This window comes from Streptomyces sp. NPDC053431, from assembly GCF_044544925.1.
Classification (GTDB): Bacteria; Actinomycetota; Actinomycetes; order Streptomycetales; family Streptomycetaceae; genus Streptomyces.
In genome coordinates, this window is sequence record NZ_JBITXX010000017.1 from 76774 (window position 1) to 97524 (window position 20751).

General features: G+C 73.6%; 22 protein-coding genes. 7 read left to right on the forward strand and 15 right to left on the reverse strand.

Features of this window, described 5'->3' with window-relative positions; genetic code table 11:
* Window positions 1-7 precede the first annotated feature (7 nt).
* Both ACIGXE_RS30580 and ACIGXE_RS30585 read right to left on the reverse strand, forming a co-directional pair.
* A complete protein-coding gene (locus tag ACIGXE_RS30580) occupies window positions 8-412 on the reverse strand; it encodes a helix-turn-helix domain-containing protein (RefSeq protein WP_399752344.1) in 405 nt (134 codons plus the stop codon).
* Window positions 413-469: 57 nt separating this feature from the next.
* On the reverse strand, window positions 470-1504 hold the full coding sequence (locus ACIGXE_RS30585) for a saccharopine dehydrogenase family protein (protein ID WP_399752347.1): 1035 nt from the start codon (window positions 1502-1504) through the stop codon (window positions 470-472).
* Window positions 1505-1584: 80 nt separating this feature from the next.
* Here ACIGXE_RS30585 and ACIGXE_RS30590 point away from each other — a divergent pair, with 80 nt between their 5' ends.
* A complete protein-coding gene (locus ACIGXE_RS30590) occupies window positions 1585-2598 on the forward strand; it encodes a helix-turn-helix domain-containing protein (RefSeq protein ID WP_399752482.1) in 1014 nt (337 codons plus the stop codon).
* Window positions 2599-2640: 42 nt separating this feature from the next.
* Here the strand turns inward: ACIGXE_RS30590 and ACIGXE_RS30595 are convergent, their stop codons facing one another.
* Window positions 2641-5001 carry an ATP-binding cassette domain-containing protein gene (locus tag ACIGXE_RS30595; RefSeq protein WP_399752349.1) on the reverse strand — a complete coding sequence of 787 codons (2361 nt, stop codon included), beginning with the start codon at window positions 4999-5001 and terminating at the stop codon, window positions 2641-2643.
* A 246-nt stretch (window positions 5002-5247) separates the two neighbouring features.
* Between ACIGXE_RS30595 and ACIGXE_RS30600 the strand changes: the two genes are divergently transcribed.
* Window positions 5248-5700 carry a helix-turn-helix transcriptional regulator gene (locus tag ACIGXE_RS30600; RefSeq protein WP_399752484.1) on the forward strand — a complete coding sequence of 151 codons (453 nt, stop codon included), beginning with the start codon at window positions 5248-5250 and terminating at the stop codon, window positions 5698-5700.
* A 113-nt stretch (window positions 5701-5813) separates the two neighbouring features.
* Window positions 5814-6230 carry a VOC family protein gene (locus ACIGXE_RS30605; RefSeq protein ID WP_365347506.1) on the forward strand — a complete coding sequence of 139 codons (417 nt, stop codon included), beginning with the start codon at window positions 5814-5816 and terminating at the stop codon, window positions 6228-6230.
* Window positions 6231-6254: 24 nt separating this feature from the next.
* Here ACIGXE_RS30605 and ACIGXE_RS30610 read toward each other — a convergent pair whose 3' ends face one another.
* Both ACIGXE_RS30610 and ACIGXE_RS30615 read right to left on the reverse strand, forming a co-directional pair.
* The gene (locus tag ACIGXE_RS30610) at window positions 6255-6620 is read right to left on the reverse strand and encodes a hypothetical protein (protein ID WP_399752351.1); all 366 of its coding nucleotides are present in this window, start codon (window positions 6618-6620) and stop codon (window positions 6255-6257) included.
* A gap of 78 nt (window positions 6621-6698) precedes the next feature.
* Complete coding sequence (locus tag ACIGXE_RS30615) at window positions 6699-7256, reverse strand: HAD domain-containing protein (RefSeq protein ID WP_399752353.1); 558 nt, start codon at window positions 7254-7256, stop codon at window positions 6699-6701.
* A gap of 158 nt (window positions 7257-7414) precedes the next feature.
* Between ACIGXE_RS30615 and ACIGXE_RS30620 the strand changes: the two genes are divergently transcribed.
* The 3 genes from ACIGXE_RS30620 (at window position 7415) to ACIGXE_RS30630 (ending at window position 10410) form a co-directional block, all read left to right on the forward strand.
* On the forward strand, window positions 7415-7903 hold the full coding sequence (locus tag ACIGXE_RS30620; RefSeq protein WP_399752355.1) for a MarR family winged helix-turn-helix transcriptional regulator: 489 nt from the start codon (window positions 7415-7417) through the stop codon (window positions 7901-7903).
* Window positions 7904-7978: 75 nt separating this feature from the next.
* Window positions 7979-9397, forward strand: coding sequence for an MFS transporter (locus ACIGXE_RS30625; protein WP_399752358.1), 1419 nt, complete (start codon window positions 7979-7981; stop codon window positions 9395-9397).
* A complete protein-coding gene (locus ACIGXE_RS30630; protein WP_399752360.1) occupies window positions 9394-10410 on the forward strand; it encodes a helix-turn-helix transcriptional regulator in 1017 nt (338 codons plus the stop codon). Before ACIGXE_RS30625 ends, ACIGXE_RS30630 begins: the two co-directional genes overlap by 4 nt.
* On the opposite strand, the gene ACIGXE_RS30635 is transcribed toward ACIGXE_RS30630, so the two are convergent.
* The 4 genes from ACIGXE_RS30635 to ACIGXE_RS30650 form a co-directional block, all read right to left on the reverse strand.
* A complete protein-coding gene (locus tag ACIGXE_RS30635; protein WP_399752362.1) occupies window positions 10334-12454 on the reverse strand; it encodes a HelD family protein in 2121 nt (706 codons plus the stop codon). The two genes, ACIGXE_RS30630 and ACIGXE_RS30635, sit on opposite strands and share 77 nt — an antisense overlap.
* 50 nt (window positions 12455-12504) lie before the next feature.
* Complete coding sequence (locus ACIGXE_RS30640; protein ID WP_399752365.1) at window positions 12505-13128, reverse strand: TetR/AcrR family transcriptional regulator; 624 nt, start codon at window positions 13126-13128, stop codon at window positions 12505-12507.
* A 52-nt stretch (window positions 13129-13180) separates the two neighbouring features.
* Window positions 13181-14431 (reverse strand): GNAT family N-acetyltransferase, encoded by a 1251-nt coding sequence (locus tag ACIGXE_RS30645; protein WP_399752367.1) that lies wholly within the window; start codon window positions 14429-14431, stop codon window positions 13181-13183.
* Between the two features lie 134 nt (window positions 14432-14565).
* Window positions 14566-15183, reverse strand: coding sequence for an ABC transporter substrate-binding protein (locus tag ACIGXE_RS30650; protein ID WP_399752369.1), 618 nt, complete (start codon window positions 15181-15183; stop codon window positions 14566-14568).
* Window positions 15184-15309: 126 nt separating this feature from the next.
* Between ACIGXE_RS30650 and dtd the strand changes: the two genes are divergently transcribed.
* On the forward strand, window positions 15310-15735 hold the full coding sequence (dtd, locus tag ACIGXE_RS30655; RefSeq protein WP_386863790.1) for a D-aminoacyl-tRNA deacylase: 426 nt from the start codon (window positions 15310-15312) through the stop codon (window positions 15733-15735).
* A 17-nt stretch (window positions 15736-15752) separates the two neighbouring features.
* Here the strand turns inward: dtd and ACIGXE_RS30660 are convergent, their stop codons facing one another.
* The 6 genes from ACIGXE_RS30660 to ACIGXE_RS30685 all read right to left on the reverse strand — a co-directional run bounded on the left by ACIGXE_RS30660 (window position 15753) and on the right by ACIGXE_RS30685 (window position 20700).
* The gene (locus ACIGXE_RS30660; RefSeq protein WP_399752372.1) at window positions 15753-16718 is read right to left on the reverse strand and encodes a YgfZ/GcvT domain-containing protein; all 966 of its coding nucleotides are present in this window, start codon (window positions 16716-16718) and stop codon (window positions 15753-15755) included.
* Between the two features lie 9 nt (window positions 16719-16727).
* Window positions 16728-17165 (reverse strand): Fur family transcriptional regulator, encoded by a 438-nt coding sequence (locus ACIGXE_RS30665; RefSeq protein ID WP_399752374.1) that lies wholly within the window; start codon window positions 17163-17165, stop codon window positions 16728-16730.
* Between the two features lie 59 nt (window positions 17166-17224).
* On the reverse strand, window positions 17225-17797 hold the full coding sequence (locus tag ACIGXE_RS30670; RefSeq protein ID WP_399752376.1) for an FABP family protein: 573 nt from the start codon (window positions 17795-17797) through the stop codon (window positions 17225-17227).
* A 232-nt stretch (window positions 17798-18029) separates the two neighbouring features.
* Window positions 18030-18947 (reverse strand): hypothetical protein, encoded by a 918-nt coding sequence (locus ACIGXE_RS30675; RefSeq protein ID WP_399752378.1) that lies wholly within the window; start codon window positions 18945-18947, stop codon window positions 18030-18032.
* Window positions 18944-19903, reverse strand: coding sequence for a hypothetical protein (locus ACIGXE_RS30680; RefSeq protein WP_399752380.1), 960 nt, complete (start codon window positions 19901-19903; stop codon window positions 18944-18946). The genes ACIGXE_RS30675 and ACIGXE_RS30680 overlap by 4 nt, the downstream gene beginning before the upstream one ends.
* Window positions 19900-20700 carry a hypothetical protein gene (locus ACIGXE_RS30685; protein WP_399752382.1) on the reverse strand — a complete coding sequence of 267 codons (801 nt, stop codon included), beginning with the start codon at window positions 20698-20700 and terminating at the stop codon, window positions 19900-19902. The genes ACIGXE_RS30680 and ACIGXE_RS30685 overlap by 4 nt, the downstream gene beginning before the upstream one ends.
* Window positions 20701-20751: the final 51 nt, after the last annotated feature.

Below are 20751 nucleotides of genomic sequence, written 5' to 3' on the forward strand. Positions count from 1 at the left end.
AGAGGTTCTACGTGTCGGTGGGCTGCGTCGGCGGCGCGTACTGCGCCTGCTGCCCCGTGGCGCTCTCGGCGGCGTTCTCCTTACGGAAGGAGTCGTAGATCTGGAGCAGCACCTGCTTCTGCCGCTCGTTGATCGAGGGATCGGCCAGTATGACGGCGCGCGTCTCCAGCTCGTCCCGCTCCTGTTCGTCGAGAATCCCGGCGCGCACGTACAGCGTCTCGGCGGAGATCCGCAGGGCCTTCGCGACCTGCTGCAGCACCTCGGCGCTGGGCTTGCGCAGCCCCCGCTCGATCTGACTCAGATACGGATTCGACACTCCCGCCGCGTCGGCGAGCTGCCGCAGGGACAACTGCGCGGTGCGCCGCTGCTCGCGGAGGTACTCGCCAAGATTGCCGACGTTGAGTGAAGCCATGCGACGACCTTGCCAGCCGGTGCTAACTATTGCAAGCAGGCGCTTGCAATAGTTTTGTTACGCGGGGAGCTCAACCGTCACGTGGGGGGCCAGCGCGCGCAGGAAGTCGGGGGCGTCGAAGAGGGCGCCCGCCGACAGGACGCCCGCGGCCGCGCGCGTACGGCCGGTGAGGATGCGGGCGACGGCCTCGACCGCGAGGGGGGCCGTCACGGCGTAGATGTCCCGGCCGGTGGCCGTGGCGCGGCGTTCCCGCGCGCCGGAGCGGACGAGGACGTCGACGAGGAAGGTCTGCGCCGAGCGCCCGCTCGGGTCGGCCGGGGCCGGCTCCGGCGTGTCCGCCGAGGCGAGGTCGCCCGCCGCCTCGACCGTCATGGACGTCCGCACCTCGGGGATCGCGAGGTGGCTCGGCAGCGTCACGACATCGGCCATCGTGAACTCGCCGATCATCTTCCGCGTCCCCATCGGCGCCGGGAACGCCCACTCCAGGGTCGGCGGCGCGTCGTCCCGGTACCGGAGCCGGCCGTCCGTGAACACCGGGCGCCGGCCGCCGCGCCGCTCGCGCGAGACCACACCGGCGGCGCGCGTCCCGGCCGTGGGGTGCCAGCTGTCCAGGCCGTACGCGACGTGCGCCTCGTCGGCCGCCGTCCAGTCGCCCATCGCGGCGGTGGCCAGCAGGTCGCCGAGACCGCCGTAGAAGGCCATCGCCGGCACGACCGGCGTCCCGGCGGCCCGCGCCCGGTCGGCGAACCGTTCGAACGTGTCCCGGTTGGCCTCGATCTCGGCCGCCACGTCCACGTACGGGATCCCCGCCCGCAGGGCCGCCTCGATCACCGGTCCGGCCGTCGTCGCGAACGGGCCCGCGCAGTTGACCACGGCCGCCGCGCCCGCGAGCGCCCGGTCGAGTGCCGCCGGGTCGTCGACCGACGCCGGGCGGACGTCCGCACGGACGCCCTCCGCCACCAGCTCCTCCAGCTTCCGCTCGTCGCGGCCCGAGAGCACGGGGACGAAGCCGCGGGCGCGCAGCTCCGCCACCACGAATCGGCCCGTGTGCCCGTAGGCGCCGTACACCACCACTGTCTGTCCTGAGGTCATGCCGCCATCCTCGGCCGCGGCCACGGCGCACCGTGAGTGTCGGAAACGACGGGCCGCGTACAGTTTCGGACGTGGACTCCATGGACCTCGGCACCCCCGCCCACTCCGGCACCCCCGCCCGCTCCGGCGCCCCCACCGCCGCCGACTCCCCCGGCCACGCCGTCGCCGTGGCCGTCACCGACGGCATGCTCCACTTCGAACTCGGCATCGCCACCGAGGTGTTCGCCCGTGACTACGACCTCACCGTCTGCGGCCCCGGGCCCGTCCGCGTCGGGCGGTTCCTGCTCGCACCGGACCACGGGCTCGACCGGCTCCCGTACGCCGGGACCGTGATCGTCCCCGGCTGGGCCGACGTCGACGCCGCCCCGCCCGCCGAGCTCGTCGACGCCGTGCGCGCGGCCCACGAGGCGGGCGCCCGGGTGGCCTCGCTGTGCACCGGCGCCTTCGTGCTCGCCGCCGCCGGGCTGCTGGACGGACGGCGGGCCACCACACACTGGGCCCACACCGACGTGCTGGCCGCCCGCCACCCCGAGGTGACGGTCGACCCGGATGTGCTCTACGTGGACGAGGGCAGCGTCCTCACCTCCGCCGGCAAGGCCGCCGCGCTCGACCTGTGCCTGCACCTGGTGCGCCTCGACCACGGCTCGGCGGTCGCCAACACGGTCGCCCGCCGGCTCGTCGTGCCGCCGCACCGGGACGGCGGCCAGGCCCAGTTCGTGACCACCCCGGTGCCCGCGCCCGGCAACCACCCGCTCGCCGAGCTCTTCCCCTGGGTCATGGCACGGCTCGACGAGCCGCTCACCGTCGAGGACCTGGCCCGCCGGGCCGGGCTGAGCTCCCGTCATCTGGCCCGGCACTTCCGCGCGGTGACGGGCACGACCCCGCTGCGCTGGCTGCTCGCCCAGCGCATCCGGCGGGCCCAGGAACTCCTGGAGACCACCGACGAGGGCGTCGACGGGATCGCGGCGGCCACCGGGATGGGCACCGCCACGACCCTGCGCCGGCACTTCAACCGCACGGTCGGCGTACCCCCCGACACCTACCGCCGCACCTTCCGCGTACGGGCGACGGACGGCGCCCGGGCCCCGGCGTAGCGCCGTGGTCCGCACGCACCCGGCCGCCCGCCTCGTAGGCGCTCAGGCGCCCACGTACTCCGCGAGGTGCCGGCCCGTCAGGGTGGAGCGGGCGGCGACCAGATCCGCCGGGGTGCCCTCGAAGACGATCCGCCCGCCGTCGTGACCGGCGCCCGGGCCCAGGTCGATGATCCAGTCGGCGTGCGCCATGACCGCCTGGTGGTGCTCGACCACGATCACGGACTTGCCGGAGTCGACCAGCCGGTCGAGCAGCCCGAGTAGCTGCTCGACGTCGGCGAGGTGCAGCCCGGCGGTCGGCTCGTCGAGCACGTACACCCCGCCCTTCTCCCCCATGTGCGTGGCCAGCTTGAGGCGCTGGCGCTCGCCGCCGGAGAGCGTGGTGAGCGGCTGGCCCAGGCTCAGGTAGCCGAGGCCGACGTCGGCGAGGCGCTCCAGGATCCGGTGGGCTGCCGGGGTGCGCGCCTCGCCCGCGCCGAAGAAGCGCTCGGCCTCGCTCACGGACATCGCGAGCACCTCGGCGATGTTCCGCCCGCCGAAGTGGTACTCCAGCACGGAGGCCTGGAACCGCCTGCCCTCGCACTCCTCACAGAGGGTGGCGACACCGGCCATCATCGCCAGATCGGTGTAGACGACGCCGGCGCCGTTGCAGGTGGGGCAGGCGCCCTCGGAGTTGGCGCTGAACAGGGCCGGCTTCACGCCGTTGGCCTTGGCGAACGCCTTGCGGATCGGTTCGAGCAGACCCGTGTACGTGGCCGGGTTGCTGCGCCGCGAGCCGCGGATGGCGCCCTGGTCGACCGAGATCACGCCCGCGCCGGCCGGGATCGAGCCGTGCACCAGGGAGCTCTTGCCGGAGCCGGCGACGCCGGTGACGACGGCGAGCACGCCCAGCGGGACGTCGACGTCGACGTCGCGCAGGTTGTTCGCCTTGGCGCCGCGGATCCGCAGGGTGCCGGTGGGCTCGCGCACGGACTTCTTGAGCGAGGCCCGGTCGCCGAAGTGGCGGCCGGTGACGGTGCCGCTCTTGCGCAGCCCGGCGACGGTGCCCTCGAAGCAGACGCTGCCGCCGGCCGCACCGGCACCCGGGCCGAGGTCGACGACGTGGTCGGCGATCGCGATCGTCTCCGGCTTGTGTTCCACGACCAGGACCGTGTTGCCCTTGTCGCGCAGCCGCAGGAGCAGGTCGTTCATGCGCTGGATGTCGTGCGGGTGCAGGCCGGTCGTGGGCTCGTCGAAGACGTACGTGACGTCCGTCAGGGACGAGCCGAGGTGGCGGATCATCTTGACGCGCTGCGCCTCGCCGCCGGAGAGGGTGCCGGAGGGGCGGTCGAGGGCGAGATAGCCGAGGCCGATCTCGACGAACGAGTCGAGGGTCTGCTGCAGCGTGGCGAGCAGCGGCGCCACCGACGGGTCCTCGATGCCGCGGACCCACTCGGCCAGGTCGCTGATCTGCATCGCGCAGGCGTCGGCGATGCCGACCTCGCCGATCTTCGAGGAGCGGGCGCCCTCGTTGAGCCGGGTGCCGTCGCAGTCGGGGCAGACGGCGAAGGTGACCGCGCGCTCGACGAAGGCGCGGACGTGCGGCTGGAGGGAGTCGATGTCCTTCGACAGCACGGACTTCTGCAGCTTGGGGATCAGCCCCTCGTAGGTGAGGTTGATGCCCTCGACCTTGATCTTGGTGGGCTCCCGGTGGAGCAGGTCGGCGAGCTCGCGCTTGGTGTAGCGGCGGATCGGCTTGTCCATGTCGAAGAAGCCGCTGCCGCTGAAGATCCGGCCGTACCAGCCGTCCATCGTGTAGCCGGGGATGGTGAGCGCGCCCTCGGCGAGCGACTTGGAGTCGTCGTACAGCGCGGTCAGGTCGATGTCGGAGACGCTGCCGCGGCCCTCGCAGCGCGGACACATGCCGCCGGTGATGCTGAAGCTGCGCCGCTCCTTCACGGTCCTGCCGCCCTTCTCCACGGAGACCGCGCCGGCGCCGCTGATCGAGGCGACGTTGAAGGAGAAGGCCTTCGGGCCGCCGATGTGCGGGGTGCCCAGGCGGCTGAAGAGGATGCGGAGCATCGCGTTGGCGTCGGTGGCGGTGCCGACGGTGGAGCGGGGGTCGCCGCCCATGCGCTGCTGGTCGACGGTGATCGCGGTCGTCAGACCGTCGAGCACGTCGACCTCGGGGCGGGCGAGGGAGGGCATGAAGCCCTGCACGAACGCGCTGTACGTCTCGTTGATCAGCCGCTGCGACTCGGCGGCGATCGTGTCGAACACCAGGGAGCTCTTGCCGGAGCCGGACACCCCCGTGAACACGGTGAGCCGGCGCTTCGGCAGCTCGATGCTGACGTCCTTGAGGTTGTTCTCGCGCGCGCCGTGCACGCGGATCATGTCGTGGCTGTCGGCGGCGTGCGATCTGCTCATGGCTGACGTCTCTCCCTGCGATCCCCGCGGCTCCCGCGATCCGGTGACGTTCCCGCGATCCCCGCGCTGCTGTCCTGGGAGCCAGGCTAGGCGGGGCGGGGCGGCGTTGCTTCTCGATTCCTGCTCACCTGTGGACAACCGAGCCGCCTGTGGACAACCCGCCACGGTGGGGGCGGGCCGTGCCATGCTGGACCCGTGACGCCGCCGAACCTCGACGACCTGGTACGACTGCGCCGCGCGCGGGACATGATCGACCGCGACTACGCGGAGCCGCTGGACGTCCCGGCACTCGCCCGGGCCGCGCTGATGTCCGCGGGGCACTTCCAGCGCAGCTTCCGGGCGGCGTACGGGGAGACGCCGTACAGCTATCTGATGACGCGCCGCGTCGAGCGCGCGAAGATGCTGCTGCGGCGCGGCGACCTGAGCGTGACGGAGGTCTGCTTCGCCGTGGGCTGTACGTCGCTGGGCTCGTTCAGCACGCGCTTCACGGAGCTCGTCGGGGAGAGCCCGAGCGCGTACCGCGCCCGCGACCACGAGGCGGGCGAGCCGATCCCGGCGTGCGTGGCGAAGTTCCTGACGCGCCCGACCCGAGCCCCGAAGGCCCCGGCCCCGGGCCCCGAAGCCGGACCCACCCCCGAACCGACGCCGGAGCCGACCCCGGAGCCGGCACCGGAGTCGGCACGGGAGCCGGCACCATAACGGGCCCCGGCGGGCCCGTAGGGACCCCTAGGGGCCCGTAGAGCGAAAGGCTTCCCGGAAACACATCAGGATCGGAGAAGCGGAAACCTCCCCCGGCTCGTAGCGTCGTCGCCATGAACACCATCAACCTCTCCCAGTGCTTCATCGCCGTCGACGACCACGACAAGGCGCTCGCCTTCTACCGCGACGCCCTGGGCCTGGAGATCCGCAACGACGTCTCCTTCGAGGGGATGCGCTGGGTGACCGTCGGGTCGCCCACGCAGCCGGACGTCGAGATCGTCCTCGAACCGCCGCTGGCCGACCCGAACGCCCCGGCCGCCGACCGCCAGGCCGCCGCCGAGCTGCTCGCCAAGGGAATGTTGCGCGGCGTCATCTTCCGCACGGACGACGTGGACGCCACGTTCGAGCGCATCCGCTCGGCGGGCGGTGAGGTCCTGCAGGAGCCCATGGACCAGCCGTACGGCGTGCGCGACTGCGCGTTCCGGGACCCGGCGGGCAACATGCTGCGGTTCAACCAGCCGCGCGCCTGACCTGGCGCTCCGCCGCCCGGGGCCTCAGCCGCCCCGGGTGGCGATCCACACGAGGAGCCCGAACGTGAGCGGCAGGGCCAGGACACCGGCGAGCAGGAAGCGCGCCGGCACGGACAGCCGCCGCGCGGGCGGGACGAAGGTCAGGGCGGCCGGGACGGCGAAGATGCCGATCCCGAACAGCCCGGCCCCCAGGAGCATGCCGCCTACCGGCTGCCCTTCCGAGGCATCCCAGAACGCGGCGATGAGCACCAGCCCCGCCGGCACGGCCCCCAGCAGCAGCACCACCGCCCACACCACCCCGGCCAGCACGGCGGCGGCCGCTTCCCCACGCCGCGCCACCGGCACCGCGCGGCCGGATCCGTGCGGCGCCGCGTACGAGTCGGGGTTCATGCGGGCTCCTTCGGTACGAGCGGGGTGACGACCCCCATCCTGACCGGCCACCCCCCGCCCGAACCTGAGCACGCCCACTCATTCCCCCAGGTCCCCGTACTCACCCACCCACGCGACGACCGCGGCGTAGTCCGCGTCCGTAAGCCCGGTGCGCGGGTCCACCCGGCGGAGCAGGGCGGGGGCGGGATGGTGGAGGGCGACCCAGCGCCGGTCGGCCTCGGTGATCTCGTCGTCGAGCCAGACGAACGGCCGCCCCGCGGCACGGCCGACGAGCGGCCGCGTCTTCCAGTGCAGCCGCCCCACCGAGCCGACGCCGACGCCCCCGCCCCCTCCCGCTCTCTCGCCCTCGCCCCCGCTTTCGCCCTCGCCCTCGCCCTCGTCCTCCGGCCAGTCCACGACCGGGAGCGGCGCGAGCCCGAGCCGTGGGGCGAGGACGTCGTTCGCCTCGTCGGCCCACGTGGTCGCCCAGACCGGTTCGCAGCCGAGGGCCAGGAGGCGCCGGCCGTGGGCCGGATCCACGCGGTGGAGCAGCGGGTGGGCGTCACGCGGCGGTTCGGGGGCGTATGAAGGGTGGGGGCCGGGGCCGCCGAAGGGGATGAGGGGGCCGTCGACGTCGAGGAAGAGCAGGGGCCGCATGACCTCAGACTGCCACTCCCGCCCCTCCCGCCGCTGGCGCTCCTCCCGGTCGCCCGCTTGCCCGCTAGCCCGCTCGCCCGCCCGCCCGCTCGCCCGCTCCTCCCGACCGCCCCCTCCTCGATCGTCCGCAACGGAACGTTTCTCGTTACCCTGGCCGCATGACTGCCATGGCGCCCACCCGGACCGAGCCCGATCTCTCCTACCTCCTCGATCACTCCAGTCATGTGCTGCGCACGCGCATGGCCGCGCGGCTCGGGGAGATCGGGCTGACCGCGCGGATGCACTGTGTGCTGGTGCACGCGTTGGAGGAGGAGCGGACGCAGGCGCAGCTGGCGGAGATCGGGGACATGGACAAGACCACGATGGTGGTGACCGTGGACGCGCTGGAGAAGGCGGGGCTCGCCGAACGGCGGCCGTCGAGCGCCGACCGGCGGGCGCGGATCATCGCGGTGACCGCGGAGGGCGCGAAGGTCGCCGCGCGCAGTCAGAAGATCGTCGACGAGGTGCACCAGGAAGCGCTCGGATCCCTGCCGGACGAGGAGCGGGAGGTGCTGGTGCGGGCGCTGAACCGGCTGGTCACCGGGCATCTGGAGACGCCCGTCGAGGGGGCGCGCACCGCGCGGAGGGCTCGCCAGTCCACCAAGTGAGACCGAGATAGATGGTCTGCAACAAAACTATCTGCTAGCGTCCTTCCTGTTGCCTCTACGACAGGAGAGCTCGCCATGCGTACCTCCCGCTGGACCGCCCTCGGCGTCCTCGCCACCAGCATGCTGATGACCGTTCTCGACGGCAGCATCGTCACCGTCGCCATGCCCGCCATCCAGGCCGACCTCGGCTTCACGCCGGTCGGCCTCAGCTGGGTCGTCAACGCCTACCTCATCGCCTTCGGCGCCCTGCTCCTCCTCTCCGGGCGCCTCGGCGACCTCCTCGGGCGCAAGCGCGTGTTCCTCGCCGGCACCGGCGTCTTCACCGCCGCCTCGCTCCTCGCCGGTGTCGCCGGCTCCCCCGGCGTCCTCATCGCCGCCCGCTTCCTCCAGGGCGTCGGCAGCGCCATGGCCTCCGCCGTGAGCCTCGGCATCCTCGTCACGCTCTTCACCGAACCCCGCGAACGCGCCAAGGCCTTCGCCGTGTTCAGCTTCACCGGCGCCGCCGGCGCCTCCCTCGGCCAGGTCCTCGGCGGCCTCCTCACCGACGCCCTCGCCTGGAACTGGATCTTCTTCATCAACCTCCCCATCGGCGCCGCCGCCCTCCTCGCCGCCCTCCCCGCCCTCCCCGCCGACCGCGGTCCTGGCCTGCGCGCCGGCGCCGACCTCCTCGGCGCCCTGCTCGTCACCAGCGGCCTCATGACCGGCATCTACGCCGTCGTCAAGATCGAGGAGTACGGGGCCGGTTCGGCCCACACCCTCGGCCTCGGCGCCCTCGCGCTCGTCCTCCTCGCCGGCTTCGTGGTGCGCCAGGCGACCGCCGCCCACCCCCTGATGCCGCTGCGCGTGCTCCGGTCCCGCAGCGTCGCCGGCGCCAACCTCGTCCAGATGCTGATGGTCGCCGCCCTCTTCTCCTTCCAGATCCTCGTCGCGCTCTACCTCCAGAAGGTCCTCGGCTACGGCGCCGCCGAGACCGGCCTCGCGATGCTGCCCGCCGCCGTCGTCATCGGCGGCGTCTCCCTCGGCCTCTCCGCCCGCCTCATCACCCGCTTCGGCGAGCGGAACGTCCTGCTCACCGGCCTCGTCCTGCTCGTCGGCGTGCTCGGCCTGCTCACCCGCGCCCCGGTGCACGCCTCCTACGCCGTCGACCTGCTGCCGGTGATGCTGCTCGCCGCCGGCTTCGGCCTCGCCCTCCCCGCGCTGACCGCGCTCGGCATGTCCGGCGCCAAGGACGAGGACGCGGGCCTCGCCTCCGGCCTCTTCAACACCACCCAGCAGATCGGCATGGCCGTCGGCGTCGCCGTCCTGTCCACCCTGGCCGCCGCCCGCACCGAGTCCCTCACCGCCGCCGGCCGGCCCACCGCCGAGGCGCTCACCGGCGGTTACCACCTCGCCTTCGCCGTCGGCGCCGGCCTCCTCGTCGCCGCCTTCGCCGCCGCCTTCCTCCTCCTCCGCACGGACCGGCCCGCGCGGCGCGAGCTGACAATGGCCGCATGAGAGCCGACCGACTCGTCGCCGCCCTGCTCTTCCTGCAGTCCCGGGGGCAGGGCGGCGCCCCCGTCACCGCCGCCGAACTCGCCGCCGAGCTGGAGGTGTCGGAGCGCACCGCGCGCCGCGACCTCGAAGCGCTGGCCGCCGCCGGAGTCCCCGTCTACTCGACGGCGGGCAAGGGCGGCGGCTGGCGCCTCGTCGGCGGCGCCCGCACCGATCTCAGCGGCCTCAACGCCCCCGAGATCCGCGCCCTGTTCCTCCTCGCCGGCACCGACGCCGACGCCGGCCCCGGCACCCGTACCGCCCTGCGCAAGCTCGTCCGGGCCCTGCCCGCGCCGCTGCGGCCCGGCGCCGAGGCCGCCGCGCGGGCCGGGGTCACCGACGCCACCGACTGGACCGGCGCCGAGACCGGACCCGTGCACCTCGACGCCCTCCGCCAGGCCGTCGTCGACGGCGTCCAGGTCCGTATCGGCTACGCCCGCCCGGGGCAGGAGCCCCGGCAACGGCTCGTCCACCCGCTCGGCATCGCCGCCAAGACCGGCGTCCCGTACCTCGTCGCCGCCACCGACGCCCACCCGGACCTCCGCACCTACCGCATCAGCCGCGTCACCTCCGTCACCGTCACCGGCGCCCCCGTCGTACGGCCCGAGGGCTTCGACCTCGCCACCGCCTGGCGCGGGCTCGCCGCCCGCATGGAGGACCGGATGGCGGCCGCGACGGTACGCGGGCGGGCCGCCCCCGGGACCGAAGGGCTCCTGGAGGGCCTCTTCGGCGGGCGGCTACGGTACGGGGCCCGCGAACCGGACAGCGGCTGGACCGCCGTCGAGGTGACCGGCCCCTCGCCCGAGGTCGTCGCCGCCCAGCTCGCCGGCCTCGGCGCCCGCGTCGAACTCCTCGACCCGCCCGAGGCCCGTACCGCCCTCGCCCGGATCGGCTCCGAACTCAGCGCCCTGTACGGGCCAGCGGCAGCGGAAGCGGCTCCCGGTGCACCAGGTCGAGCCGCGACACCGCCCGCGTGAGCACCACGTAGAGGCGGTGCAGTCCGCGCGGCTCGGCCGCCACGATCGCGGCCGGCTCGGCGACGACGACATGGTCGTACTCCAGGCCTTTGGCGAGCGACGCCGGGACGACGGACACCCGACCGGGAAGGCCGCGCCCGCCCGCCGGGCCGTTCGCCGACCCGTCGTCCCTTCCGACCCCGAGCCCCGGCCCGAGGTCTGTCCCGAGCCCTGTCCCGAGCTGCTCCCTCAGCGCGGCGACCGTCGCGTCCGCCGCGATCACGCCCACCGAGCCCTCCTCCTCGAGCGCCGCCCGCACCGCCTCGGCCACGCCCTCCGTCACGTCGGCGACCCGGCGCACCGTCACCTCGCCGCCCGCGCGCAGCGAACGTCCGGCCGGCACCCCCGCGCCCAGCTCCGGCAGCAGCCGGTTGGCGAGGTCGACGACCGCCGCCGGGACCCGGTAGCCCGTCGTCAGCGGGACCACCGTCGCGTCCGGCTTGCCCAGGTGGGCCAGTTGCTCGCGCCAGTCGCGGGCCGCCCAGGGCGTGGTGCCCTGCGCCAGGTCGCCGAGGACGGTCAGCGAGCCGAAGTCGGCCCGCCGCGCGATGGCCCGGCACTCCATGGGCGACAGGTCCTGCGCCTCGTCGACCACGATGTGCGCATAGCCCTCGGGCCGCTCGATCAGCCCGGCGAGCTCGTCGAGGAGGACGAGGTCGGCGGCGCTCCAGCGCGCGCTGCGGAACGAGCGCGGGGGCCTCGCCCAGCGGATCGCGGCCCGCTCCGCCTCGCTGAGCAGCGGATCGGCGGGCGGCTCCGTGAGGACCTCGGCGAGCACCTCCTCCGGGGTGGCCTTGGGCCAGCACGCGTCCACGCAGGCCGACACCGGCCGGGCCCGTTCGATCCGGCGCACCCAGGCGGCGCCGAGGACCCCGGCCCGCCGCTCCGCCCGCAGTTGCAGGGCCCGCACGATCCTGGCCCGGACGCGCTCGCGCCCGGTCGCGTACGGCGGGGCCTCCTCCCGTACGTCCGCGACGATCGCGGCGAGCTCGTGCGCCGGCACCCGCCACTGGTACGAGCCGTCCGGCACCGCCAGGTCCTCGGCGGGCGCCGGGTCGACCCGCGCGTACAGCGCCCGGCGCAGCACCTCCGCCATCCGGGCGTCGTGTTTGATCCGGGCCGCCTGCGGGGTGTCCTCGGCGCGCACCTCGTGGCGGGCGATCTCGTCGTCGACGGTCGACTGCCGCACCCCGGTCTCGCCCAGTGCGGGCAGCACCTCGGCGATGTAGGAGAGGAAGGTGCGGTTGGGGCCGAGGACGAGGAGTCCGGAGCGCTGGAGGCGCTGCGGGTGGGTGTAGAGCAGATACGCGGCGCGGTGCAGCCCGACGGCGGTCTTGCCCGTGCCCGGCGCGCCCTGCACGCAGAGCGAGTCGGCGGGCCCGGAGCGCACGAGCTCGTCCTGCTCGGGCTGGAGGGTGGCGGCGATGTCGCGCATGGGGCCGACGCGGGGCCGCTCGATCTCCGAGGCGAGGATCGCACCCGGCCCGGCCACCCGCGACCCGCCCGCCCCCGGCCCGGTCACCCCCGGGCCCGCTGCCCCGCGCTCCGCCGTCTCACCCCCCGTCAGCCGCTCGTCCTCCAGCGCCGTCAGGTCCTCCGACGCGCCGGCACTGCCGGGCGCCCAGCCGAACCGGCGCCGCCGGAGCACGCCCTGCGGGTCGTGGGGGCCGGCCTGGTAGTACGCACGGGAGACCGGTGCCCGCCAGTCGACGACGAGCGGAGGGGCGGCCGGATGCTCGGCGATCCGGCGGCGCCCGATGTGGTGGATCTGGCCGTCCTCCCGGTCGAGACGCCCGAAGAAGAGCGGGCCCGGCGGCATCTCGCGGAAGACCTTGGCGCGGCTGCGCAGGTGACGGCCGAGGATCTCGGCGTCCGCCCCGGACGCGGCCGTGTCCTCGCCGATGACGACCTGCTCCTCGACGTCCTCCGTCATCCGGGCGAGGGCGGCGCGGCAGGCGTCGTGATGGGCTCGTTCCTGGTCGAGGTCATGCCGAAGGGACTTCATGCCCTCCACGATAGACAAGAAGCGTTACCGAGTCATGTTTTTTACTCGGTTCAGGCAGCGACCCCGTACGGCAGCCCCTCCGCCAGCCGCCGGAACGCGAGCCGCGTCGCCGCCACCGCCCCCGGCAGCACCCGCTCGACCGGCTCCCCCTCCGTGATCCGCCGGACGTTCTCCTCCGCCAGCACCCGCAGCACCGCCACCACCTGCGCCGCCGCCAGCCGCGCCGCCAGCGGGTCCGGGCCCCCCAGGGCCTCGGCGAGGGCCTCCTCCGACCGGCTCTGGAACGCGGACATCCGGGCGACCAGCGCCGGCGTCCCGTACAGCAGCCGCAGGAAGTCCAGCACGGCCGGCACGTCGTTCAGGCCCGTCACCGGGTCGCGCCGCTCCAGGCCCGCGAGGACGTGATCGCGCAACGCGTCGAGCGGCGGCACGCCGGCCGCCCGCGCCTCGGCCACCACCCGGGCCGGCTCCTCCTCGTGATCGGCGAACCGGTACAGGGCCAGGTCCTCCTTGGCCGGGAAATAGCGGAACAGCGTTGGCTTCGACACCTCCGCCGCCGCCGCGATCTCCGCGACCGACACCGCGTCGAAGCCCCTCTCCAGGAAGAGCCCGATCGCCACCTCGGAAAGCGTCTGCCGCGTCCGCTCCTTCTTCAGCTCCCGCAGCCCGCTCACGACACCCTCCGCCTGTTCCCGTTCCGTTCCGCTTCCCCGATCGGCTCCTCGATCAGAAGATGTCCATACTCCACGGCCGCAGCGAGGTCCGCAGCAGCAGGTCCGCCCGGGCCGCCGCCCCCGGCGCGGCCTCCTCGACCCGGCCGAGCGCCGCGAGCCGTACCGCCGACTCGTCACCCAGCGCCAGCGTCGCCAGGTCCGCCACGTCGAGCACGAGGTCGGGCGAGGCGTCCGTCGACGTCACCGCGCCGCCCTCCGGGGACGCGTCGAGCCGGTACCGCCCGCCCGCGAACCCGGCCGCATCGCGCACGTCCAGGACGAGCGTGCCCTCGGTCGCGTACGTCCGGGGCTCCAGGACCGCCGCAACGTCCAGGATCCGCAGCCACAACATGTCGGCGTGCGTGACCACCTGCGCGGCGCGCGGGTCCGGCAGCAGCAGCGGCAGCACGTCGTCGGGCGCGCGGGAGCCGGTCCGTACCCGGGTGATCCAGTCGACGGAACACACGTACCGCCACAGGGCGCGCTCGGCGGCCGGAGTGACGGCGATCAGATCCCGCACGCTCGCCGTGTTCACCGGCTGCTTGGCGTCGTTCCACTTGACGTCGGAGGTGTAGGCGACATAGCCCTCGGCCTCGCCGGACCCGTTGCGGTAGACGGCGTAGAACGGCTCCGTCCACGGCTCGGAGTGGTACGCGTTCCCGGTGCCGATGTCCCAGCCACGGGCGGTCCGGCCGGTCACCCCGGCGCGCCGACCGGCGAGCCGGCGGTGCAGCGCCGGGCCCTCCTTGCGGATCTCGGCACCGTCCGACAGGTCGATCCTGCCCCCGCCGTCCTCCGCCGTGGGACCCGACCAGCGCCGGTCGAACCCGGCCCGGGTCACGTCCACCGCCCACTCGGTTCCCCAGCTGGCCACGCCGAAGCCGAACCGGCCGTAGATCGGGTACTCGGCGGCGATCAGCGTCGCGCACGCGTCGCCCCGCTCCTTCGCCTGCGCCAGGTCCGCCGCCATCATCCGGCTGAGCAGCCCGCGCCGGCGGTGGGTCGGCGAGACGGTGACCCCGCTGACCGCGTTCGCGGCGAGGTCCGCGCCGCCGACCGTGCTCAGCCGCTGGTCGAAGGAGAGGAAGGTGGCGATCAGGCGGCCCCGGTCGAACGCGCCGTACGTACGGGAGAGATCGGTGTGCGGCAGCCGGTCGGCGACCTCCTCGTCGGACACCACCGGCGGCCGGAGGAACCCGACCCGCTTCGCCCGCAGCCAGGCGGGGAACTCGGTCTCGTCGATCGCGCGCACCTCAAGGCTCATCCTTCGAGGCTATGCGGCCGGACGAACCACCCGCACCCGAGTTTCACCCCGGCCGGAACACGGGCCGGAACACGGGCCGGACACGGCCTCGCGGACCGCCGCCACCGGGACCGGACGCCCGCGCTCGGACCGCGTCACGCGAGCAGGTCGTCGACCTGCGCCTCGCCCTCCCGGTACCGCCGGGCGATCTCCGCGCTGCAGTCGTCCGCGGTCCGCTGGAGCTCCTGCCGGCGCCGCGACACCTGCTGCTCGTAGCCCGCGAGCCGCCCCATCGCCGTGTGCAGCTCCTCGTCCGTGCGCGCCGTCAGGTCCGACAGCTCGACCTCCGACAGCATCTCGGCCGCCAGCCGCCGGTACTCCTCGCTGCGCGGCGTCGACAGCGTCACGTGCCGCGCCGAACGCGTCGCCGACCCCGGCCGCGACGGCGTGTCCGCCAGGATCTCCGACAACCGGTCCAGGACCGGCGCCTCCGGATCGCTGCGCCGCGCCAGCTCGGCCCGCAGGATGTCGATCCGGCCCTGCAGCATCCGCCGTACGTAACTCAGATCGGCCTCGTCGCCCTGCGCGTCACGGCGCAGCGCCCGCAGCTCGGGCAGCCGCAGCGCGGCGAGGTCCGGCTGCGGCCCGCCCGGCAGATCGGGTTCGGTGGTCCGTTGCGCGGGCGGCCGTCCGACGGCACCGCCGACGGCGCGGCCGTTACGGGTCAGCGGTACGGGACCGGACGGCGTGTGCCCGGTGCCAGATGCACTCATGTGAATCGTCCCCTCGACCGGTGCGGAGCCGCACCGCCTTCCCGCATGGTGCCACTCCCGCCCCGGCCGACGCAGGCGGTCTGCACCCGTTCGGCCCTCCCCGTGTCAGTCGGTAGGTTGGTCCGTATGCGAGCAGTGGTGCAGAGGGTCGACGGCGCGAGCGTCGTCGTCGCAGGGGAGACCGTCGGCGAGATCGTCGGCGAGGGGCTGTGCGTCCTGGTCGGGGTGACCCATGACGACACCCCCGAGAAGGCGGCGCAATTGGCCAGAAAGCTCTGGTCCGTCCGGGTGCTGGAGGGCGAGAAGTCCTGCTCCGACGTGAACGCGCCGCTCCTCGTGATCTCCCAGTTCACCCTCTACGGAGACGCCCGCAAGGGCCGCCGCCCCACCTGGAACGCGGCCGCGCCCGGCCCGGTCGCCGAGCCCCTCGTCGACGAGGTCGTGGCGCGGCTGCGGGAGCTGGGCGCGCACGTGGAGACGGGCCGCTTCGGAGCGGACATGCGCGTGTCGCTCACGAACCACGGCCCGTTCACGGTCCTGCTGGAAGTCTGACCGGCCCGGCCGAGGCCCTACGGCTCGACCACGACCTCCTGCGCGGCGGCCGTCGTCCCCGCGACGAGGTCGGCGTCCACCGGCACGTTCCGCTTCACCAGGGCGAGGGCGATGGGCCCGAGCTCGTGGTGGCGCGCCGAGCTGGTGACGAAGCCCAGCTGACGCCCCTCCTCCCCGTCCGCGGCGAGCCGCACCGGGGTGCCGTGCCCGGGCAGGTGCACCTCGCTGCCGTCCAGGTGCAGGAAGACGAGCCGCCGCGGCGGCTTGCCCAGGTTGTGCACCCGGGCGACCGTCTCCTGGCCGCGGTAGCAGCCCTTCTGCAGGTGGACGGCGCTGCCGATCAGCCCGATCTCGTGCGGGATGGTCCGGTGGTCGGTCTCGAAACCGAGCCGCGGCCGGTGCGCCTCGACGCGCAGCGCCTCGTACGCGAGGACGCCGGCGGCCGGCCCGTGCGCGGCGGCGAAGGACTCCAGGTCGGCGCGGGGCAGGAACACGTCACGCCCGTGCGAGGTCTCCCGGACGACCACGCCCTCGGGCACGTCGGCGATCGAACCGGCCGGCAGGTACACGACCGCGAAGTCCTCCGTACGGTCGGCGACCTCGACCCGGTAGAAGAACTTCATCGACTCCAGGTACGCGATGAGCTCGGCCTGCGTGCCGGGCTCCACGTGGGCCCAGACGGTCTCGCCGTCGTCGACGAGGTACAGGGCGTGCTCGATGTGTCCGTTCGCGGAGAGGATCAGCGCGTCGGTGGCCCGGCCGGCCGGCAGCTCGCTGACGTGCTGGGTGAGCAGCAGGTGCAGCCAGCTCAGACGGTCGTCACCGGAGACGGCGACGACGCCGCGGTGCGAGAGGTCGACGAAACCGGTGCCGTCGGCGAGGGTCCGCTGCTCGCGGAACAGATCGCCGTAGTGCGCGGCGACGCCTTCGTCACGGCCTTCGGCGGGGACAGCGCCGGGCAGGGACAGCAGAGGGCTCTTCATGGGAAAAGCCTACGACTCGGCGGCCGGGTCCTTCCGCGAGCAGTCCCCGCACCGGCCGAAGATCGCGAAGTGCTTCATGTCGGTGTCGAAACCGAAGGTCTCGCGCAGCTTCCCGGTGAACTCGGCGGCCACCTCGACGTCCGCCTCGATCACCTCGCCACAGTCCCGGCACACCAGGTGCAGATGGTGGTGCCGGTCGGCGAGGTGATAGGTCGGCGCCCCGTGCCCCAGATGGGCATGGCTCACCAGCCCGAGCTCCTCGAGGAGCTCCAGGGTCCGGTACACGGTGGAGATGTTCACGCCGGAGGCCGTCTTGCGGACCTCCACCAGGATGTCGTCCGGGGTCGCGTGCTCCAGCGCGTCCACGGCCTCCAGGACAAGCTGGCGCTGAGGCGTCAGCCGGTAACCCCGCTGCCTCAGGTCGCTCTTCCAGTCGGTGCTCACCACGCCCCCAGTGTAGGAGGGCGCGGCGAGCGGCCCCAGGTTCCGCCGGTACCGACTTCGGCCTACCGGAAGAAGGCGATGCCGTCGTCGGGCATGTCGGGGAGGTTGCGCGCCATCTCGGCGACCTCCTCCGGGGTGACGACCTTCTTCAGGTGCGCCGACATGTAGGGGCGGAGCGGCACCTCGGGGGTGGCCTTCTCGCCGACCCACATGAGGTCGCTCTTGACGTAGCCGTAGAGGCGCTTGCCGCCGCTGTACGGGCCGGAGGCGGCGGTGCGGGCGACGGCGTCGGTGGCCAGGTCGATCTGCGGCTTCTGGTCGGCGAGCTCGCCGTACCAGACCTCGACGATGCCCTGGTCGCGGATCATCACGACCTCGACCTTGCGGTCGTTGTCGATCCGCCAGTAGCCGCTCTCGCTCTCGAGCGGGCGGACCTTCTCGCCCTCGGCGTCGAGGACCCAGGTGTGCGAGTGGTACTCGAGGAAGTCCCGGCCGTCGTGGCTGAACGTCACGGACTGGCCGAAGTTGCACTTCTCGGCGCCGGGGAAGTCGGAGACGCCCGCTCCCTCCCACGTACCGAGCAGGAACGCGAGGGGGACGAGGTCCGGGTTGAGGTCGGACGGGATCTCGATCATGAGCAGCTCAGTCGATCTGTGTGGAGGTGGTTCAGCGCTGGCCCTGGTACAGCTTCTTCACGGTCAGACCGGCGAAGGCGAGGACCGCGACACAGACGAGCGCCAGCAGGACTTCGAAAAAGACGATCACTTGGTGCTCCTCGGTGAGCGGTGAAGGCGGAACGGGCCGGACCCCAGCTTAGTGGGCCGGGGTCCGGGGCTCTCGGTGAGGTGGGTCTCGCCGCGGGGGGCCTCAGCCGAGCAGTTGGTTCTGCAGGGTGACGGTCTGCCGGAAGGGAACGGCGGGCGTCTCGCCCTTGCGGGACTGGACCACGAGGGCGAGCGTGTCGCCGGCCTGGATGTAGGCCCAGCGGGTCTGCTCGGGACCGTACGGCTCGATCTCGGCGACCGTGTACAGGGCCGTGCCGTCGACCCGCACCCCCGTGCCGAGCGTGTCGCTCTCGACCCCGCCCGTCCCGTCCAGGGGCAGCGTGTCCGACGAGCCGACGCTGAGCGCGTCGTCCTTGAAGGCCTCGGCGAAACCGACCGACTTGAACCTCAGCAGGTACACGGCGCTCTTCGTGCCGTCCGGCATGGTCCACGCGCGGCCCGTGATGTGCCGCAGCGCGGAGTCCGCGACGGCCTGCCGCAGCAGGCCGCGCCGCTCCTTCGGATAGAGGGAGACGTACTGCTCCACGCTCACCCAGCCGCCGTCGAGCTTCGGGTCCACGGTCGCGCCGGCCGGGGCCGGCAGCACGAGCGCCCGCGGGTCGGCGTAGTGGATCTCGCCCTCGTTGCCGTCGGTGAAGGGGCGCGGCGAGCCCTCCGGCAGTGCCGGGAGGCTCAGCTTCGGGTAGTCCCAGCGGCCGTCGCTCTCGGTCGCGAGACCGGGCACGTCGGTGCGCTCCGCCGCCGTGATCGCGGCGGCCGTGCCCGCCCCGAGCCCACCGCACACGAGGACGGCGGCGGTCCACCGGGCGACGGCGAGGAGCACCCGCCGGGAGCCGGGCGGCGCAGTGGCGGGAGCCGGCACGGTGGCGGGTTCCGGGGCGGCGGTGGCGGGAGGTGCCGCGGTGGTGGGCTCCGGGGCGGTCGTCGGCTCCGGCGCCGCGGTGGTGGGCTCCGGGGCGGTCGTCGGCTCCGGGGGTGTCTGCTGCTGGGTCTCGCTCATACGTACTCCCCCGGGGACTTGATGTGATCGAGCTGCTTCTTCACCAGCTCGGCGACCTCGGACCCGTCGAACGGCCGGCTGCCGTAGGCGGTCACGGTCACGTAGTACTCCGACTCGCTCGCGGAGCAGACCATGCCGTCGAGGCTGCTCTTGCCGCCCTCCTCGGCCTTGGCCTCGCCCCTGTCCTTCGGCTTCGGCGTCGCGAAGCAGGACGCGTTCCCGTGACCCTCGATCTTCGGGCCCTTCGGGAACTTCAGGATCCCGGCGATCTCGGCCAGCATCCCGCGCAGCTCGGCGCCGAAGCGCTTGTCCTTGAAGTGCGCGACCTGCACCTCGACCAGGAGGGTGTCGTCCTCGGAGGCGTAGGAGCGTACGGCGATGCCCTGGATGCCCAGCTTGTCGACGCGCTTGTCGAAGTCGCGGCGCTTCTTGCCGGAGAGGCCCTTGCCCTGCTGCTTGACCAGGGCGGTCGCGTCGGCCGCGGACAGCTCGCTGTCGTTGGCGTACCGCTCGACGTCCGGGCCGAGCACGTATCCGTCGGGCACGGGCAGCAGCAGCCTGCTCAGCGGCGTCGACGCCCGGCCGCGGCCGACCGCGTCGGCGGCCGGGTCCTTGCTCCCGCTGTCGGGGGCCGCCTCCTCCCAGCCGAGCGTGGGGGCGTGGCGTTCGGCGCCCGCCACGGTGACGCCGGTGTAGGTGCCGCCGCCGGCGAGTCCGAGCACGAGGACGCCGCCGAGGACGTACGGGAAGACCCGCCGCCGCGGCCTGCGCGGCGGGGCGGTCACGTCGTCGGGGGTGGTGGCGGTGTCGTGGCTGGTGGCCGTGTCCGGGGTGCCGGCGTGCGCTTCGACGCTCCCGGCGTTCACGGCGTTCACGGCGTTCACGGCGTTCACGGCGTTCACGGCGTTCTCGGCGTTCACGGCGTTCACGGCGTTCGGGTTCGTTTCCTCGCTCACAGGCGCTCCAGCTGTCGCTCGGCCAGCGAGGAGATCTCCTTCTGGCTGATCTTCTTGGTGTCCGTCACGAAGATCTCGACCATCACGTCGCCGCGGTGCAGGTACGCGCGGGCCTCGTAGAAGTCGAGGTAGCCCGCCTTGCGCTCGACGGGGAGCAGGTAGGTGCGTCCCTCCGTGCTGCCCTTGACCGGCGTGCCGTAGCCGGCCTCGTCCTCCATGAAGCCGCGCTGGTCCGCCGCGTGGTCGGCGGCGCCCTGGCCGCTGTCGGCCCGGAACTGCACCAGGTTGACCTGGGTGAACCGGTACTGGCCGGTGCGCCAGGCCGTGCTCGCGACCCGGCGGATGCCGTTGTCGAGGAGGTACTGGAACTCGCCCGACGGGCCGTTGAAGTCCCCGGCGTACGACGCGATGCTCAGCCAGCCGTCCTCGGGGGCGAAGTCGGCCTTGGCGGACCCCGCGGGCTTCGGCAGCAGCAGTTTCCGCAGGTCGCCCTCGGTCTTCAGGCCGCGGTCCTCGGCCGCCGAGAGCGGGGCCGGGGCCTGGCCCTTGGGCAGCGGCTTGGCCGGGTAGGCCAGGCCGGGCTGGTTGAGGGCCGGGAGCGGGGTGGGTTCGCGGTCGGCCTGGATTCCGTAGCCGACGGCGGTGCCGCCGACGATCCCGAGCACGGCGGCGACGGCGATCAGCGCGGGTGTACGGCCGGACCGGCGGCGCCCCGGCCTGTCGTCCGAAACCGGCACGGGTGCGGGTGCCGGGGTGGCGTCCGGCGCGGCCGCCGGGGTGTTCTGAGCGGGTTCCACCGCTTCCGTGGCTTCCAAAAGAGTCCCCCCACGAGACTAGAAGCGCGGATT